This is a genomic window from Polaromonas sp. P4_F9, assembly GCF_056401235.1.
In genome coordinates this window covers 96,834-114,068 of sequence record NZ_JBFUJT010000018.1, presented here as the reverse complement: position 1 = coordinate 114,068, position 17,235 = coordinate 96,834, and the positions used below count along the sequence as shown (strand labels likewise).

General features: G+C 64.7%; 16 protein-coding genes and 1 pseudogene. 6 read left to right on the top strand and 11 right to left on the bottom strand.

Annotated elements, in window-relative coordinates:
- Positions 1–768 (bottom strand): annotated as a pseudogene (locus AC1DUB_RS17160) (reverse transcriptase domain-containing protein); the annotation flags it as partial.
- A 53-nt stretch (positions 769–821) separates the two neighbouring features.
- Here AC1DUB_RS17160 and AC1DUB_RS17155 point away from each other — a divergent pair.
- Both AC1DUB_RS17155 and AC1DUB_RS17150 read left to right on the top strand, forming a co-directional pair.
- A complete protein-coding gene (locus AC1DUB_RS17155) occupies positions 822–1,877 on the top strand; it encodes an IS630 family transposase (RefSeq protein WP_477730540.1) in 1,056 nt (351 codons plus the stop codon).
- 1,193 nt (positions 1,878–3,070) lie between these two features.
- The gene (locus AC1DUB_RS17150) at positions 3,071–3,967 is read left to right on the top strand and encodes a DMT family transporter (RefSeq protein ID WP_477730539.1); all 897 of its coding nucleotides are present in this window, start codon (positions 3,071–3,073) and stop codon (positions 3,965–3,967) included.
- 3 nt (positions 3,968–3,970) lie between these two features.
- Here the strand turns inward: AC1DUB_RS17150 and AC1DUB_RS17145 are convergent, their stop codons facing one another.
- The 3 genes from AC1DUB_RS17145 to tsaB are packed head-to-tail and all read right to left on the bottom strand — an operon-like array spanning position 3,971 to position 6,122.
- Positions 3,971–4,786 carry a uracil-DNA glycosylase family protein gene (locus AC1DUB_RS17145; protein ID WP_477730538.1) on the bottom strand — a complete coding sequence of 272 codons (816 nt, stop codon included), beginning with the start codon at positions 4,784–4,786 and terminating at the stop codon, positions 3,971–3,973.
- A 22-nt stretch (positions 4,787–4,808) separates the two neighbouring features.
- Positions 4,809–5,312, bottom strand: a complete 504-nt coding sequence (gene rimI / locus AC1DUB_RS17140; protein WP_477730537.1) for a ribosomal protein S18-alanine N-acetyltransferase — start codon at positions 5,310–5,312, stop codon at positions 4,809–4,811.
- Positions 5,313–5,330: 18 nt separating this feature from the next.
- On the bottom strand, positions 5,331–6,122 hold the full coding sequence (tsaB, locus tag AC1DUB_RS17135; protein WP_477730544.1) for a tRNA (adenosine(37)-N6)-threonylcarbamoyltransferase complex dimerization subunit type 1 TsaB: 792 nt from the start codon (positions 6,120–6,122) through the stop codon (positions 5,331–5,333).
- A 207-nt stretch (positions 6,123–6,329) separates the two neighbouring features.
- Between tsaB and dacB the strand changes: the two genes are divergently transcribed.
- The 3 genes from dacB (at position 6,330) to cutA (ending at position 8,643) form a co-directional block, all read left to right on the top strand.
- Positions 6,330–7,865, top strand: coding sequence for a D-alanyl-D-alanine carboxypeptidase/D-alanyl-D-alanine endopeptidase (gene dacB / locus AC1DUB_RS17130; RefSeq protein ID WP_477730536.1), 1,536 nt, complete (start codon positions 6,330–6,332; stop codon positions 7,863–7,865).
- Complete coding sequence (locus AC1DUB_RS17125; RefSeq protein ID WP_477730535.1) at positions 7,862–8,137, top strand: SemiSWEET family sugar transporter; 276 nt, start codon at positions 7,862–7,864, stop codon at positions 8,135–8,137. The genes dacB and AC1DUB_RS17125 overlap by 4 nt, the downstream gene beginning before the upstream one ends.
- A gap of 155 nt (positions 8,138–8,292) precedes the next feature.
- Positions 8,293–8,643 carry a divalent-cation tolerance protein CutA gene (cutA, locus tag AC1DUB_RS17120; protein ID WP_477730534.1) on the top strand — a complete coding sequence of 117 codons (351 nt, stop codon included), beginning with the start codon at positions 8,293–8,295 and terminating at the stop codon, positions 8,641–8,643.
- A 12-nt stretch (positions 8,644–8,655) separates the two neighbouring features.
- Here the strand turns inward: cutA and AC1DUB_RS17115 are convergent, their stop codons facing one another.
- The 3 genes from AC1DUB_RS17115 to purE are packed head-to-tail and all read right to left on the bottom strand — an operon-like array spanning position 8,656 to position 11,383.
- On the bottom strand, positions 8,656–9,651 hold the full coding sequence (locus AC1DUB_RS17115) for an L-threonylcarbamoyladenylate synthase (protein ID WP_477730533.1): 996 nt from the start codon (positions 9,649–9,651) through the stop codon (positions 8,656–8,658).
- The gene (locus AC1DUB_RS17110; RefSeq protein WP_477730532.1) at positions 9,651–10,880 is read right to left on the bottom strand and encodes a 5-(carboxyamino)imidazole ribonucleotide synthase; all 1,230 of its coding nucleotides are present in this window, start codon (positions 10,878–10,880) and stop codon (positions 9,651–9,653) included. Before AC1DUB_RS17110 ends, AC1DUB_RS17115 begins: the two co-directional genes overlap by 1 nt.
- Entirely contained in the window at positions 10,877–11,383 is a 507-nt protein-coding gene (purE, locus tag AC1DUB_RS17105) for a 5-(carboxyamino)imidazole ribonucleotide mutase (protein ID WP_477716372.1), read from the bottom strand. The genes AC1DUB_RS17110 and purE overlap by 4 nt, the downstream gene beginning before the upstream one ends.
- 198 nt (positions 11,384–11,581) lie before the next feature.
- Here purE and trxA point away from each other — a divergent pair, with 198 nt between their 5' ends.
- The gene (gene trxA, locus AC1DUB_RS17100) at positions 11,582–12,481 is read left to right on the top strand and encodes a thioredoxin (protein ID WP_477730531.1); all 900 of its coding nucleotides are present in this window, start codon (positions 11,582–11,584) and stop codon (positions 12,479–12,481) included.
- Positions 12,482–12,675: 194 nt separating this feature from the next.
- Here the strand turns inward: trxA and AC1DUB_RS17095 are convergent, their stop codons facing one another.
- The 4 genes from AC1DUB_RS17095 to AC1DUB_RS17080 form a co-directional block, all read right to left on the bottom strand.
- Positions 12,676–13,584, bottom strand: a complete 909-nt coding sequence (locus AC1DUB_RS17095) for a phosphoribosylaminoimidazolesuccinocarboxamide synthase (protein ID WP_477730530.1) — start codon at positions 13,582–13,584, stop codon at positions 12,676–12,678.
- Between the two features lie 153 nt (positions 13,585–13,737).
- Positions 13,738–14,802, bottom strand: coding sequence for a class II fructose-bisphosphate aldolase (gene fba / locus AC1DUB_RS17090; RefSeq protein WP_477730529.1), 1,065 nt, complete (start codon positions 14,800–14,802; stop codon positions 13,738–13,740).
- A 115-nt stretch (positions 14,803–14,917) separates the two neighbouring features.
- A complete protein-coding gene (locus tag AC1DUB_RS17085) occupies positions 14,918–16,339 on the bottom strand; it encodes a histidine kinase dimerization/phospho-acceptor domain-containing protein (protein WP_477730528.1) in 1,422 nt (473 codons plus the stop codon).
- Entirely contained in the window at positions 16,336–17,031 is a 696-nt protein-coding gene (locus AC1DUB_RS17080; protein ID WP_477730527.1) for a response regulator, read from the bottom strand. Before AC1DUB_RS17080 ends, AC1DUB_RS17085 begins: the two co-directional genes overlap by 4 nt.
- Positions 17,032–17,235 lie beyond the last annotated feature (204 nt).

Genomic DNA, 17,235 nt, shown 5'->3' with positions numbered 1-17,235 from the left:
GAAGTCATCTGCGTACCTTACCAAGTTCACCTTCACCTTTCCTGCCTGATTGACGCCCAGCTTTTCCCGGAGGAATTGCATGAGCCCCGTTTCCAGACCATTCAGGGTGATATTCGCTAATGCCGGCGAGATGACGCCGCCCTGCGGCGTACCGTCATCCGTGCGCTGGAGCTGACCCGCGTCAACGACTCCAGATTTCAACCACTTGCGCAGCATCACCTTGTCCATGTGGACGTGGTTCAGCAACCACTCATGGTTGATGTTGTCAAAGAACCCCGCGATGTCCGCATCCAATACCCATTGGGCCGAAGCCTTTTTGGATAAGGATACAAACAACTGAGACCGCGCATCATGGGCTGATCTGCCCTTCCGGAACCCATATGAGTTCGGGTCAGACGCACATTCCACAGTCGGTTCCAGTGCAAGCAGATAAAGTGCTTGCATCGCTCGGTCCTTCATAGTCGGCATGCCCAGAGGGCGTTGCTTTCCGTCGGCCTTCGGGATATAGGCCCGCCTTAGGGGGCGAGCCCGATACCCTTTAGGGTTCAGACAACCAATCGCATTCCACTTCTTTGTTGGCGTGTCCCAAAGTACGCAATCGACGCCACTCGTTCGCTTCCCTTGGTTCTCCGTTACTCTCCTGACGGCCAATGCCTTGGCTTGCCAGGATCGGACCAGGCTTCTCGTCAGTCTTGCGACCCTGCGATAGTCCTTTTCCTGTTCCACCTGCGCTATGCGCATCTGCGCCTTCCCGACGAACTCCATGACTAGTGGACTGTAACGTTTAAAACGGAAGTATCATTGTAGCCATGGAGGTTGCGATGAAACTGACCAAAAGCGAACGCATGGAACTTCAACAGCAAGCTGCAGCGAGGAACGCCCGAGCCGATTCGGCGCGCCACGCCCGATTGATCCTGCTGCTGGCCGATGGGCTCACTTGGGCGGAGATTCGCACCAAGCTGGATTGCAGCGACAGCTACATCGATCGCTGGAGCAAACGCTTTGAAAGTGATCGCCTGGCCGGCCTGTTCGCTCGTCATGCCGGGCGCGAGCGCTACAAGGTGACCGATCGCATGGAAGCGCGGGTGCTGGCGCGCACCACCAAACACAAGCCTGCTGACGGCTCCACGCACTGGTCTTCGCGCAAACTGGCGGCCGAACTGGGCGGCGATATCTCGCACATGACGGTGGCCCGAATCTGGGCCAAGCACGGCATCAAGCCGCATCTGCTCGAAGGCTATCTCACCTCCAACGATCCGGACTTCGAGAGCAAGGCGGCTGATGTCATCGGGCTGTACCTGAACCCACCTCAGAACGCCGTGGTGTTCAGTGTCGATGAGAAGACCGCGATTCAGGCGCTGGATCGCCTGGACCCGGTGCTGCCGCTGTCACCGGGGCGCGCCGAGCGACACGGCTTTGAGTACTTCCGGCACGGCACGCTCTCGCTGTACGCGGCCTTCAACACCAAGACCGGCGAGGTGCTGGGCAAGACGGCTACTCGCCATACCTCGGCCGAGTTCGTGGCGTTTCTCACCGACATCGTGGCCAATCAGCCCAAGGGCAAAGAGATCCACGTCATCGCCGACAACCTCTCGGCCCACAAGACCAAGCATGTTGACGAGTTCCTGGCTACTCACAGCAGCGTTCATATGCACTTCACCCCGACCTATTCGTCCTGGCTCAACCAGGTGGAGTTGTGGTTTGCCAAGATCGAGCGCGATGTCATCTCCCGTGGCGTGTTCACGTCCTTGCCTGATCTCAAGAGAAAGCTCATGCGCTACATCCGTCAGTACAACGAACAACCCAAACCCGTGAAATGGAAGTACTGTGATTTGTCACGCCGCATTACTCCCGATTCAATCGTTACAGTCCACTAGCTTCCAATCAATCGAATGCCATTCACTTGGTCCGTCTGGAGACGCAGCATCGTTGCCGATGTGTTCCATACCTTCTCCAGTTTGGTTTGACCCATTGAAGACGGCACTGACCCAGAGAGTCAGATGCCCTCTGGGTCGTTGATAAGTCGCGGCGGCTTTACGCTGTCGCACCTGAGGCAAGTCTGCCGGCTTTCGCCGCAGGCCATGAGCCCTATCCTGCCCATTACAGACAGGCATTTGCTTTTTGCCTCTTCCTCTACCCCCTCCACCATGGCCTTTGATTGCTCGCGGGTTGCCGGCCTCTTGCGGGGCTGGCGGTGAGTGGGGCTTACCTCGTTTCCCTCTGTGCCCAGTCTGGTGGCTACCAGACCGACGGGGTTAGGGACTCTCTATCCGCCGGAAGTCGTTTTGGGAACGATGCGAAGTCCATGACATGCGCATCCTGACTCCGTGCCTTTTGGCCGCAGCTCCTCCTTTGCGGGAGAGACAAGCGTAAGCTGCTCAATAGTCACGACGGTTCAAACGAGAGTTCACATTACATTTCCCATACCCTGTACCTTCGCGTCTCCGCACAGTCTTGTTCTGTGAGTCGGCCAAGCTCGCGCATGACCTGTGTGCCGGGGCACGGGACGTTTAACCACAGCTCCGCACCCCCCGATTACTCAGGACGCACGTGTGGTGAAGGTCACCCCGTTCCAGGGGTGGTTTTGGTGGAAAACAAGACACAGAGAGCGGTTACGCTCCCCTACCAGTACAACCTGCTGCAAATTAATTTGCAGCAAGAAGTAACAAGGCCTTTCCTTGCGGAAACATGTCTCTGATTGACAACGAATTGCGTCCCTTGGGAACGCAATTCACCATTCCCGCGCCCTGAGGGAGCGGGCTGGAGCAGCCAAATAGAGCCATTTGGCTGCTACAAAGTTAACCCCTTTTGAGGGGGGCAGGATGGAGCCTCCTGAGAGGGCAACCATCCACTGATAAAGACGATCACAAGGATCGAATGAAGCGACTTCGAGTCGCACCATGGGCTTATTGTAAGAAGTGTAGCTCCCTGCCCCCCGAGGGGGCCGCTGCGCCTGCGGTCTGGCAAAGCCAGTCCCGCGGCCCCTGCTGGACTGGAAAAACCGGGACAATCCACACCCACCCATCCGACGTTCATCAGCGCCGGCCCTCCAGTACACCGGCGCATGCGCATGCAACTCAATCGCCAGCAGCTTCTGCTCCTTGTCCTCCTGACGCTGGCCTGGGGCCTGAACTGGCCCGTGATGAAAGCGGGCGTGACTGGCTTTCCACCGCTGACCTTCCGCGCCATGTCGATCTGGCTCGGCATTCCGGTGTTGGGCCTGGCCATGGTGCTCCTGAGAGTCCCTTTTCATGTGCCGAAAGGCAACTACCGCGAACTGTTCTGGCTGGCATTTGCCAACATGTTTGTCTGGCATGCGCTGATCATCCTGGCGGTGAAAAACCTGAGCAGCGGACGCGCCGCAATCCTGGGCTACACCATGCCGATTTTTTCAGCGCTGCTCGGCGCCTGTTTTTTTGGCACACGCCTGAAGCCGCGCCACTGGCTGGGTGTGGCGGCGGCCGCCCTCGGCGTGGCCCTGCTGCTCTGGACCGAACTGACCCTCCTGTCGGGCCGGCCGCTGGGGGTGTTGTGCGCGCTGGTGGCCGCCGCGGTGTGGGCCTTCGGCACGCAGCGGCTGCGCAACACGACGATCGCTGCCGCGACCCTGACCCTTTCTTTCTGGATGACCGTGATGACGGCCGTGGTGATGACGGCCTTGGGCCTGGCGTTCGAGCAGGCCCAGTGGCGGGCGCCGTCGCCGCAGACCTGGGCCGCGATTGCCTACAACGCCGTGCTGATTTTCGGTTTTGCCCATGCCGCCTGGTTCACGCTGGCGCGGGCCCTGCCGCCGGTCGCGTCCAGCCTGAGCGTGATGATGATTCCCGTCCTGGGGGTTTTCTCGGGCGCGCTGGGCCTGGGCGAAGTGCTGCACTGGCAGGACTGGACCGCCGTGGCGCTGATGGTGGTGGCCATCGCGTCGGTGCTGATGCCCGACCGCTCGCCGGAACCGGCAAAGACAGGCTGAAAATCAGCTGGGCCGGGAGGTTGTAGCGCCACCGGCCAGGCGCATGGCCAGGCACAGGTCTTCCCAGGCCTTGGCCTTGTCGGCCGGGTTGCGCAGCAGGTAGGTGGCATCGTAGGTCACGATGGTGTTCGCACCCTGCACGCGGTGCACCTGGCCCCGGAGCCTGCCCAGGGGCTCGGTGGACTGCAACACCGCCTGCGCCGCCAGGCGGCCCATCACCAGCACCACATCGGGCAGCGCATGGGCCGCCAGATCCGCCAGCGCCGCCTGCAGGCCGGTAGCCGCCGTGCCGGAAGCCGCGAGCCGGACCAGCGGCGCCAGCAGCACGACGCCGGTCTGGTTCAGGCGGGCCGCACGCAGCATGTTGTCGAGCAGCTTGCCGGCATCGCCGAGGAAGGGGGAGAAGGGCTCGGCCTGCAGGGCCGCGGCCGGCGTTTCGGCAAGCACCAGCCAGCGCGCACCTTGCGCCTGGGCTCCCTCGGCATACAGCGCCTGCGGGGCCCCCAGGCGCCAGCCCGCCGGCCCGCTGCCGGGCTGCGCCTCGGCGCGGGGTGCCGGGGATGTTTGGGATGCCGGGGCTTGGGGAACTTGGGGCGCTTGCGCAGGCACGAAACCGTCTCGCACCACCGCCGGCCTGTTCGGCTTGTCGGCAGGGGGATGGCCCGCAGCCCCCGCCAGCTCGGCACGAGGAAGCACCGCAGCCATAGCAGGCTCGACGTCGACCTCCACAGGTGGTTGGACCGGCGCCTGGGGCAGCCAGACCCGCACGCCCATTTCGCGCAGCATGGCGCGCTGGCGCTTGTCGAGGCTCAGGCTCATCGGAGGGTCCTCGCGATGGAACTCACAGGGCCAGACTCATGACAATGGCGTCCTCGCGCCGCGACGCTGCGGCCGGGTAGTAGTTGCGGCGCGTGCCCACATGGCGAAAACCATAGCGCTCATAAACGGCCTGGGCGCGCACGTTGCTCACGCGCACTTCCAGCCACAGCCACTGGGCACCCTGCCCCCGCGACCAGAGGGCCAGCGCGTCCAGCATCACCCGCGCCCAGCCCTGACGCTGATGAGCAGGGGTCACGGTGATGTTGAGCAGATGCACCTCGTCCACACCCTTCATGGCCACAAAATAGCCCAGCAACTCGTTTTGCGGCGCGCCCCCGGCAGATAGCACGACGTGTTCGCCAGCCGTGAGCAACTGCGCCTGGTAGCCGGCATTGAGCGAATCGGTGAAATTGCCCTGGGTCCAAGGATGGTCGTAAGCGCTTTGTTCCACCCGCACGACCGCCTCCAGCCACGCGGGCGTCATGGCTTCGAACTGGGCTTCGAGGGGTTTGAAAACAGCGTTCATGAGGACTACAAGCGGGTTTCAGGCAGGATGGGCCAAGCTGGCGGCCGACAGGGCCGCGAGCGCCGCCCGGGCCTTGACCTCGGCCCGCTCGTCGGTGGTAAGCGCTACTTTATCGCGAACGTACAGCGGCAGGGCCAGCACGGCATCCACGCAATGCCCGGCGGCGGCCAGGGCCGGGGCCAGCCGCAGCATGGCCGTGGCGGTGGGCAGGGCCTCCAGCCGGGTGAGCGACGCGAGCCCCGCGGGCAGACGGTCGGCATACACGCCGAACACATTCCCGGCCCACAAGCCGGTGGCCGGCTCCGGCACCAGGTTTTCCGGCCGTATCAGCTCGCACTCACCCAGCCGCGCGCAGGCATCCCCGTGGAATTCATAGCGCTGCACATACATTTCATCCATGCGCGCATCGAGCAGCGCCGTCACCCGCACGACGGAGGACGCGCCGGAAGGGTTGCCGGCCGCCTGATGCTGCTGGAACCGGGCCTCTTCGGCCACGGCCATCAGCGTGTCGATGGGCAAGACCGGGAGGCCGGCCCCGCCGTTGGCGCCGAACGCCAGGCCTTGCGCCACCGCGCAGGCCGTGCGCAAGCCGGTGAACGAGCCGGGGCCGCGGCCAAAGGCAATCGCATCCAGCTGGCCCAGCGCCAGGCCCGCGTCGGCCAGCAGCGCCAGGATCGCGGGAATCAGCGTGGCCGAAGCCTGTGCGCCACCCGCGCCGCTGTGCTGCCAGACGCGCACGCCATCCGTCAGCGCAATCGACATGCGATCGGTGCTGGTGTCAAACGCCAGGAATTTCCGGATTTCAGGCATCATGCAAGGCCCAGTCCCAAATATTGGGGGCAGAAGTAGCTATCAAAATCATAGTTAATATCGTTGCGCCTGTTCGGCCCTGGCACCTGCCAGCCTGGTCGGCAGGCCGCCGGCCACGAACACGCATTCCCTGATTATCCGGCCTGGCGCTTTGGCGGGGGTTTTGCGGGGTTGGTGACGGCGCGGGCCAACGCAGATAATCGCCTGATGCTTTTCAACCCATCCCGCGCCCGCCTGACGGCGCACCTGGCTGCCGGCCTGCTGGCCGGGCTGGCCAGCCTGACAAGCATCCCGGCCGCCGCCCAGACAACGGCCCAGGCCCTGCCGCCCGAAGTGGCTGCCCTGCTGGCGCAGGCCAAGGTGCCACGCGACGCCCTGGCCGCCGTGGTGGTAGACGCCGCACCGGCCCTGAATGGCCAGTCCGCGCCCTTGCTGAGCTGGCGCGCCAGCGCTGCCATGAACCCGGCCTCGGTCATGAAGCTGGTGACCACTTACGCCGCCCTGGAGCTGCTGGGCCCGTCATTCACCTGGAATACACTGGTGTATGTCGACGGCACCGTCGCGGACGGTGTGCTGCAGGGCAACCTCATCATTCAGGGCAGGGGCGACCCCAAGCTGGTGCTGGAACGGCTGTGGCTGCTGCTGCGCCGGGTGCAGGGCCTGGGCATCAAGAGCATCACCGGCGACATCCTGCTGGACCGCAGCGCGTTTGCCCTCACCGCGCAAAACCCGGGCGACTTTGACGGCGAACCGCTACGCCCCTACAACGCCGCGCCCGACGCGCTGCTGATCAACTACAAATCGGTGGTGATGACCTTTGCGCCCCATCCCGGCAGCGGCATCGCCAGCGTGAGCTTTGAGCCGCCCCTGGCCAATGTGCAGATGCAGGCCAGCGTGCCGCTGTCGGCCGGCCAGGGCGCAGGCGCTTCGCTGCTGGAGTGCGGCGACTACCGGGGACGGCTGAAGGCCGACTTCAGCGACCCATTTCGCATCACCTTCAGCGGCAGCTACCCGGCAGGCTGCGGCGAAAAGGTCTGGCCCGTGGCCTACGTCGACCCGGCGAGCTACGCGGAGCGGGCCGTGGCGGGCCTGTGGCAGGACATGGGCGGGCGGCTGGGCGGCCGGGTCCGCGAGGGCCGCGCGCCCCTGGGCATGAAACCGGCCTTCGAGGTGGTGTCGCCGACGCTGGCCGAGGTGATTCGCGACATCAACAAATACAGCAACAACGTGATGGCGCAGCAGCTGTTCCTGACGCTCAGCCTGGTACAGGGCGTGCAGGGCGTACAAGGCCAGCCGCGCACGGGCGGCCAGGACTATGTGGCCAGCAACGAGGCCTCGCGCGAGGTGGTGCGCAGCTGGTGGCGCGAACGCCTGGGCGAGCAGGACCTGCCGGTGCTGGACAACGGCTCAGGCCTGTCGCGGCTGGAGCGTGCAACGCCGCAGGGGCTGGCGCGGCTGCTGCAGACCGCCTATGTCTCGGGCGCCATGCCGGAGCTGATGGCCTCGCTGCCGATCAGCGGCGTGGACGGCACGCTCAGGCGCAGCAAATCGCGCGTGTCGCAGGGTTGGGCTCACCTGAAATCCGGTTCCCTGCGCGACGCCAATGCGCTGGCCGGCTATGTGCACACGCCGAGCGGCCGGCGCCTGGTGGTGGTGGCCATCGTCAACCATCCGAATGCGCCGGCCGCACGGCCCGCCCTGGAAGCGCTGGTGAACTGGGCGGTGAAGGAAGGCAGCAAATGACCCCGTCGATCAACGTAACCGATCTGGTCGGCACCCTGGCCGCCTGCCTGACCACCCTGAGCTTTTTGCCGCAAGCCTGGCTGACCTTCAGAACGCGCGACGTCCGGGGCGTCTCACTGGGCATGTACAGTGTTTTTGCGGTCGGGGTGGCCCTGTGGCTGGCCTACGGCCTGCTGTTGCGCGCCTGGCCCATCGTGATTGCCAATGCGGTGACGCTGGCCCTGGCGCTGGCCATCCTCGCCATGAAACTAAGGTACCGCCGGAACCCTTGAAGTTATTCCAGCCTGGTGTGGACAAGCCTGTTGATGACCGGCTCACAAGCAGGTCACAATGCCATTTGGCGCGGGTCGCCGGTGCGCTGCCTGAATTTCGGGCACCCGGCGGATCTGTTTGCCGGACAGTCAACCGCACACCTCGGGAGGCCAGCATGGCGCTTGCGAAGCAAACCGGAACGCAGGGTGCAACGCCCTACTGCATCGTGCTGACCGCAACGGCCGATCTGGCGCAAGCCGAAACCCTGGCCCGCCAGATCGTCGAGGCGCGACTGGGCGCCTGTGTCCAGATGCAGCCGATCGAGAGTTTCTATGTGTGGAAAGGTGAGTTGTGCCGCTCGCCCGAATACAGCCTGTCCATCAAGACGCGCCAGGACAGGTTTGAGGCACTGGCGCAATTTATTCGCACGCACCATGCCTACGAGACGCCCGAGATCGTGCAGGTTCCCATCACCGCCGGCTCCGCCGACTACCTGCAATGGGTGGACGCGTCCACGCAGGATTAGGGCCGTGCTCCTTCAGCTAGCGGCAGCGCGTGCCAGCCGGTCGCGCACACCGTCCCACGCTGCCGTGGCGGGCAGGTGTTCAATCCAGATCAGTTTCACGCCCTTGGCGTCAAAGTCGCGCAGCACGGCAAACAACTGTTGCGCGGTTGCCGCTGCGTCGTCCGGCATGCGGCGGTACAGCACCTGATCGGACTTGATGCGCACGATGCTGCGCGCATAGACCGCGATGTGGGCAGCCTCCGCACCCAGCAAATCCAGTGCGGTCTGTATCGCGCCGGCGTCCATCAGGCGCACCTTGGCATGGGGCGCGTAGTGTGCCTCCAGCGTGCCGGAGGCGCGCGGCGCATCCCCCAGGCCGGCCGCTTCCCGCGCCAGCTCGTCCTTGTCCAGCACCGGCTCGCCGCACGCGGCCTCGAGCTGAGCGCGCGTGAGCACCCCGGGGCGCAGCAGCACCGGGCGGCCGCGCGTGCAATCGACAATGCTTGACTCGATGCCGACCTCGCACGGTCCGCCATCGAGCACCAGCAAGCTGTCGCCAAACTCCTGCTGCACATGCTGCGCTGTGGTGGGGCTGACGCGACCAAAACGGTTGGCGCTCGGCCCGGCCACGCCAGTGGCGCACGCCCGCAAAAAAGCCAGCGCCACCGGATGCGAGGGGCAGCGCAGCCCGATCGAGCCCTGGCCGCCGGCAGCGGCTGCGGCCACACCCTCCCGGCGCGGCAATATCACGGTGAGCGGCCCGGGCCAGAAGGCCTGTATCAGGCGGGCCGCAAACGGCGGCACGCTGCTCGCGTAATCGGCCACCTGCTGCGCATCGGCTACATGCACGATCAGCGGATGGTTTGCGGGACGGCCCTTGGCGGCAAAAATGCCGGCCACCGCCTGATCGCTTGAGGCATCGGCGCCCAGGCCATACACCGTTTCGGTCGGAAAACCCACCAGCCCGCCGGCCTGGATGCGGCGCGCGGCTTCAAGAATGGCTTTGGGGTCGGAGCCAGGCAGGATCATCAGTGGTCTTCAAGACCTGGCAGGCCGRGGATGGCGGCCGCCTTGCGCGCCGTGGCCTGCACGCCCGCGACATCGGCACCCGTGATGTTGAGGTGGCCCATCTTGCGGCCCACACGCGCGTGCAGCTTGCCATACAGGTGCAGATGGGCACCGGGCAGCGCCAGCACGGCCTGCCAGTCGGGTGTGTGCTCCTTGCCTTGGGCATCGAACCACAGGTCGCCCAGCAGGTTGAGCATGATGGCGGGCGAATGCTGGCGCGGCTGCGGCAGGGGCAGGCCGGCCATCGCATGCACCTGCAGGTCAAATTGCGAGACATCGCAGGCGTCCAGCGTGTAATGGCCGCTGTTGTGCGGGCGCGGCGCCATTTCATTGACCACCAACGCGCCGTGCTCGCTGCCGTCGTCAATCACGAAAAACTCGACGCACAAAATACCGACATAACCCACATGATCCGCTATGGATTTAGTCGCTGCAAGCGCCTGTACGGCAAGGGCCGAAGGCATGTTTGACGCATAAGCATGGGTCACGGCCAGAATGCCGTCGACATGCACATTGCGCTGCGGCGGGAAGCTGACGATGCTGTCGTCCCAGCCTCGCGCCACCAGCACCGAGCATTCGGCCTTGAGCGGCAGCAACTGTTCGAGCACGCAGGGCACCTGTTTGAGCGCCGTCCAGGCGGCCAGCAGCTCCTCGCGGGTCCTGATGCGCATCTGGCCCTTGCCGTCGTAGCCCAGGCGGGCGGTTTTCAAAATGCCGGGCAACAGGGCATCGGGCACCGCCTTGACCGCGGCCGCACTGTCGATCACCGCAAATGGGGCGCAGCTCACGCCCGAGATGCCGGCGCAGGCCACGAAGTGGTCTTTTTCGGCGATCCGGTCCTGGGCAATCGCCACGGCGGCGGCACCCGGCGCCACCGGTCGTGTCGCGGCCAGTGCGGTCAGGGCCTGGGCGGGCACGTTCTCAAATTCGGTGGTGATGGCATCGCACTGCGCGGCCAGCTGCGCCAGCCCGTCGGCATCGTCGTAGGCGGTTTGAATGAAGTGGTGGCTCACATAGCCAGCCGGGCTGTGCGGGTCCGGATCCAGTACGGTGGTGAAGTAGCCCAGCCGCTGGGCGGCATGCACAAACATGCGGCCCAGCTGGCCGCCGCCCATGACGCCGAGCGTGGCCGGGTGGCCGTCGGCCGACACCGTACCGGGAAGCACAGGCAACATCGGTGCCGGGCTCATGCGGGAGGCAGCGTCATGGCGCGCGCAGCGGCCGTCTGCTCTGCGCGGAAAGCCTGCAGCTTGTCGGCGAGGGTTTTGTCGTGCGTTGCCAGCATGGCCACCGCAAACAGCGCGGCGTTGGCCGCACCGGCATTGCCGATGGCAAACGTCGCCACCGGTACCCCCTTGGGCATCTGCACAATGCTGTGCAGCGAATCAACACCCTGCAGGTGGTTGCTGGCCACGGGCACGCCCAGGATGGGCACCGCGGTTTTGGCGGCCAGCATGCCGGGCAGGTGGGCCGCACCGCCGGCACCGGCAATGATGGCCTGCAGGCCGCGCCCGGCGGCCTGTTCGGCATAGGCAAACAGCTCATCGGGCATGCGGTGGGCCGACACCACGCGGGCCTCGTGCGCCACGCCGAACTGCTGCAGGATTTGCACGGCATGCTGCATGGTGGTCCAGTCGCTGCTGGAGCCCATCACCACACCCACGAGGGGGCGGACCGGATTGTGCGTTGTCATAGTGGACCTTCAAGCCAAGAGTCTGCGGGCGGCTGCGTGCCCGGAACCCATGATTTTAAGGGCTCGGGCCCATGCCCCGACGCGTGCTATCGTCTGGCCTGCTGCCGATGGCCTCCGACCGGGTGCGCGCAACAAAGCATTTGACAAGCCGCCCGCCGGCTGAAAACATCCTTTTAATCCCCCTTTTTTTGCCGAATCATGATTGACGTCACCCTTGCCAACTTTGAAGCGGAAGTCGTTGCCGCTTCCATGACCACCCCCGTGCTGATTGACTTCTGGGCGCCCTGGTGCGGCCCCTGCAAGTCGCTCGGGCCTATCCTGGAAAAGGTCGAGCAGGCCTACGCCGGGCGCTTCAAGCTGGTGAAGATCGATTCCGACCAGGAACAGCAACTCGGTGCCGCCTTCGGCATCCGCAGCATTCCCACCTGCATCCTGATGATGAACGGCCAGCCGGTGGACGGCTTTACCGGCGCCCTGCCCGAAGGCAAGGTCAAGGAGTTTCTGGACAAGCATTTGCCGCCGGCGGAGGAACAGCCTGAAGAGCAGGCGCTTCAACTTGAAGAAGAAAGCACGGACCCCGCCGCCATCCTTGAAAAACTGCAGCATGCCGTGGCGACCGACCCCGCCGACCACAATGCCCGCTTCGACTACGTCAAGCTGCTGCTGACCCTGGGACACGAAGACGACGCCAAGGTGGCTTTTGCACCGGTGATTAGCCAAACGTCGGTGGTGCGGCGCTTTGACTCGCTCAAGCGGTGGATGGATGCGATTGATTTTGTAGCGATTAATGCACTCGGAGAAAGTGCACCCGCCGGGTTTGACGCAAGAATCGCCACCAACAAGCGGGACTTTGAAGCCCGCTTTGACAAGGCCCGCTGGCTGATGGCGCAACAGCAATGGACCGGGGCGCTGGACGAGCTGCTGGAGATCCTGATGCGTGACAAAAGCTGGAACGAGGACCTGGCGCGCAAAACCTACATCGCCGTGCTCGACATCATGGAAGCGCCCAAACCCAAAGTGGCCGACGGGCAGATTCCGCCCGAGGACCCCACGGTGGCCACCTACCGGCGCCGCCTGAGCAGCATAGTGTTGAGTTAACCCCCGTGGAGGCCTTCGGCCTCCTCCCCCCTTGCAGGGGGCGGGCGCCCAGGGCCGGCAAAGCCGGACCCTGGACTCCGTTGGGTTGATGTCTTGTTAAGCAGGGGCCGCGGAACGGGCTTCGCCCGGCCGCAGGCGCCGCCCCCCCTTGGGGGGTTCCGGCTACACGAAGTGAGCCGAGACAGGGGGGCTCTTTAACCCGCCAAGCGGGTTAAAGCCTCCTGATACTTGGCCGCGGTTTTGGCAATCACATCGGGCGGCAGGTGCGGCGAGGGCGGGGTCTTGTCCCAGGGCTTGCCGTTGATGCGCACGGCTTCCAGCCAGTCGCGCACGAACTGCTTGTCATAGCTGGGCGGGTTCAGCCCGGCGGCGTAGGCGGCTTCGTAGCCTTCGATGGGCCAGTAGCGTGACGAGTCGGGCGTCAGCACCTCGTCCATCAGGGTCAGCGTGCCGTTTTCATCGAGGCCGAACTCGAACTTGGTGTCCGCGATGATGATGCCCTTGGTCAGCGCAAAGGCCGCCGCGGTCTTGTAGATGTCGATGCTGATCTTTTTGATCTGGGCGGCGAGCTCGGGACCCACCACCTTCTCCACCTGCTCGTAGCTGATGTTCTCGTCATGCTCGCCGACCTCGGCCTTGGCGGCCGGCGTGAAGATGGGTTCCGGCAATTGGCCGGCGTTTTTCAGGCCAGCCGGCAGCGGCACGCCGCAGACGGACTGGCTCTCCTGGTATTCCTTCCAGCCGCTGCCCGCCAGGTAACCGCGCACCACGGCTTCCACCGGAAGGGGTTTCAGGCGCTTGACCAGCATGGACCGGCCGGTGACCTGGGGCAGCTCCGCGGCCGTGACCACGCTCTCGGGCGCCTCGCCGGTGAGGTGGTTGGGGCAGATGTGGCCCAGCTTGGCAAACCAGAACAGCGCCATCTGGGTGAGCAGCGCGCCCTTGCCGGGAATCGGCTCGCCCAGAATGACGTCAAACGCGCTCAGGCGGTCGCTGGCCACCATCAGCAGACGGTCCTTGCCCACGGCATAGTTGTCGCGCACCTTGCCGCGGGCGAGCAGGGGCAGGGAAGTCAGGGCGGAGGTGTGGAGCGCAGCAGTCATCGCTTGAAGGTCTTGGTGGGTGGAAAAGTGAAAAAGCCCGCGCGGCTCAAGGCATGCACGGGCTTTGGATTATCGCCAATCCTGACAAGGCGGGAAAGGGCGGGAAAGGGCGGAAAAGGGCTGAGAGGGGCTAAGAAGGCAGCGACCGTTGCCTCAGTGCACAACCTGGGCCAGTTCGCCCTTGGCGTATTTGGCGGCCACGACCGACAGGCTCTCGCCCTTGATCTTGCTGGCCTGGCCCTCGCAGCCGAACTCGATGTAGCGCTGCTTGCAGATGGCCTTGGCGGCGGCGGTGGCCGGCTTGAGCCATTCGCGCGGGTCGAATTTGCTGGGGTTTTCAGCCATGAATTTGCGCGTGGCAGCCGTCATCGCCAGGCGGATGTCAGTGTCGATGTTGATCTTGCGCACGCCGAACTTGATGGCTTTCTGGATTTCTTCCACGGGCACGCCGTAGGTTTCCTTCATGTCGCCGCCGTAGTTGCGGATGATGGCCAGCAGGTCCTGCGGTACGCTGGATGAGCCATGCATCACCAGGTGGGTGTTGGGGATGCGGCGGTGGATTTCCTTGATGCGCTCGATGGCCAGGATGTCACCGGTGGGCCTGCGCGTGAACTTGTAGGCGCCGTGGCTGGTGCCGATGGCAATGGCCAGCGCATCCAGCTGGGTGCGCTTGACGAAATCGGCCGCCTGCTCGGGGTCGGTCAGCAGCTGGTCATGCGTCATGACGGCATCGGTGCCATGGCCGTCTTCCTTGTCGCCCTGCATGGTTTCCAGGCTGCCCAGGCAGCCGAGCTCGCCCTCGACCGAGACGCCGGTGGCATGCGCCATTTCAACCACCTTGCGGGTGACATCAATGTTGTAGTCATAGTCGGCAATGGTCTTGCCATCGGCCATCAGCGAGCCGTCCATCATGACCGAGCTGAAGCCCAGCTTGATGGCGCCCAGACACACGTCGGGGCTCTGGCCATGGTCCTGGTGCATCACCACGGGGATGTGCGGAAAGCTCTCGACGGCGGCCTGGATCAGGTGTTTCAGAAAACCCTCGCCGGCGTATTTGCGCGCACCGGCGCTGGCCTGCATGATCACCGGGGCGTTGACTTCGTCAGCAGCCTGCATGATGGCGGTGACCTGCTCAAGGTTGTTGACGTTGAAAGCCGGAATGCCATACGTGTTGACTGCCGCATGGTCCAGCAGCTCGCGCATCGAAACGAGTGCCATGATCGAATCCCCAGAAAGTTAAAACGCTGTAAAAAACGATGGGTCCTGCGGATGGCCAGACAGCGCAGGCGCTGCATTCAGGGGCTGTAACCGCGAAGTAACCAAAGGCTCGATTCTACCGTTTGCCGGAAGGCGGCTTGTGTAGGTCAGGGACGACAAAAGTCAGGCGGTAGCAGCGTCCGCCGGTCGCAGAAGCAGTGGAAGCAGTGGAAGCAGTGGAAGCTGCGGAAGTGGCGGCGGCCGGCGCCAGCGCGAAGCTGCCGCCATGGATATCCATGACGCGGCCCACGATTTTATGCCCCAGCCCCAGCCGTTCGGTGGAGCGTGGCCGGGCATTCTGCCCGTTGCTGCCGGGGCCAGCGCCGTCATCACACACCTCCAGCCAGGCCCCACCGGCCTCGGCGCCCCACTGGACGCATACAGCGGTGCCGCCCGGGGTGTGCTGCAAGGCATTGTCGATCAGGTTGCGCAGCGCCAGCTCCAGCAACAGCGGGTGCGCAAGCACCTGCAGCCCTTCCTCGCCCTGCACGCTCAACTGGTGCCCGCTTTTCCATGCAGCCTGCGCATAAGCGGCCACCACCTGCCGGGCCCATGCGCCCAGGTCCAGCAGGCTCATCTGCTGCTGCAGATCGGCCCGGCTGGCGCGCGCCAACGCGAGCAGCTGGGTGATGACGTGGCCGGCCCGCATCGCGTCGGCGCTGATTTGCAGCAGCGCTTCCTCGCGGGCCTGCTCGGGCAGGGAATTTCGCAGCGAAGCGGCCTGCAGGGCAATGGAGGACAGCGGGGTACGCAATTCATGGGCGATCTCACTGGCAAGTTGCCGCTCACGCTCCAGTGCCGCCTGCTGCTGGCCCACCAGCCGGTTGATGGACAGGACCACCGAGTTGAATTCACGGTAGGGATGACGGGCCTGCAGGCGCCCGGCCTTGTCGACCTCCAGCTCGGCCACGTCGCGGGACAGGGCCTGCAGCGGGCGCAGCCCGCGCCAGATGGCGGCGCCCAGCGCCAGCGCCACCACCGGCAGCAGCCACAGGCCGGGTTCGGCGACCTGGCCCGCCAGGTCAGCGGCCAGCTCGTCTCGTTCCTCTGCCTTCACCAGCACCATCACCTGCCGGCTGCCGGTGCTGTCCCATTGCGAAAAACTTCGCCAGGCCACAGCCGGCGTGCCCAGCTGCAGATCCGCAAAACCATCATGCCTGGCAAAGGGCGGCAGCGGCGCTTCCCCAGAGCGGCTCAGCAATCGCCCGCTGGCATCCCAGGCGACAACACTCAGCGAAGGCTGATAGTCGTGGCTTTTCAGTGCGGGACTGGCCGTCCGGTCCGTTTCGTGCGCAGTCTCGATGAACTGCGGCAGGTTCAGATTGATCATCAGAGCTGCCGTGCCGACGAGGTTCCCATCGGTCAGCTCAGCCGCTTCATGGATACCGGTGCGATAGCCGACCACGATGAAGCTGCCCCAGACCAGGAACAGCGCTGCCAGCACCCACAGCAGCAGGCGACGCGTCAGCGAGGCCTGCCGGCTCGCCGTCCGCTTCATGCCCGGTCATCCTGCGGTATGAAATAACCCACGCCGCGCAGGGTCTGGATCAGCCCCTCGCCCAGCTTGCGGCGCAAATGGTGGACATGTACCTCCACCGCATTGCTGCCCACGGCATCCTGCCAGTTGTACAGGCGCGCTTCCAACTGCTGGCGCGACAGGACCCGGCCGCGCGATTCCAGCAGCAACAGCAGCAAGGTGAATTCACGCGGCGCCAGCTCGACCCCCTGGCCGGCGCGCAGCACGGTGCGGGCAGCGGGGTCAATCACCAGTTCACCATGGACCAGCAAGGGATGGGCGCGGCCCGCGGCGCGGCGCAGCAGCGCGCGCATGCGGGCCTCCAGTTCATCCAGGTCAAAGGGCTTGACAAGGTAATCATCGGCGCCCAGGTTCAGCCCCGAGATACGGTCGGCCACCTGGTCACGCGCCGTCATGATGAGCACCGGCGTCAGCGGATCCGGCAGTCGGCCATCGGCGCTTTTGACCTGCTGCCGGACGCGCTGCAACAGATCGCCGCCGTCCCCGTCCGACAGGCCAAGGTCGAGCAGGACCAGGTCGAAAGGCTCGCTGCACAGCACCATCCAGGCGGACGCTATCGTGTCGCACACATCGACCGCATATCCCCGCTGCTGCAGATTGGTCCGCAGGCCCGCGGCAATACCGGCATCGTCTTCGACCACGAGAATTCGCATATTCCTATTGTCGACGCTCCGGCGCATTGCCGGCCGTCCGCGTGCTTGGTTGCTTTGGTTGCTTTGGTTGCTTTGGTTGCTTTGGTTGCTTTGGTTGCTTCAAGTAGCTCATGTTGAGCTCATATTGGCTTGTCCAGCTTAAGGATTGGTTAAGGCGCCCCGGCTATCGTGCGGTCTCCGCCTGGTACCCAACCCCTGCATGAC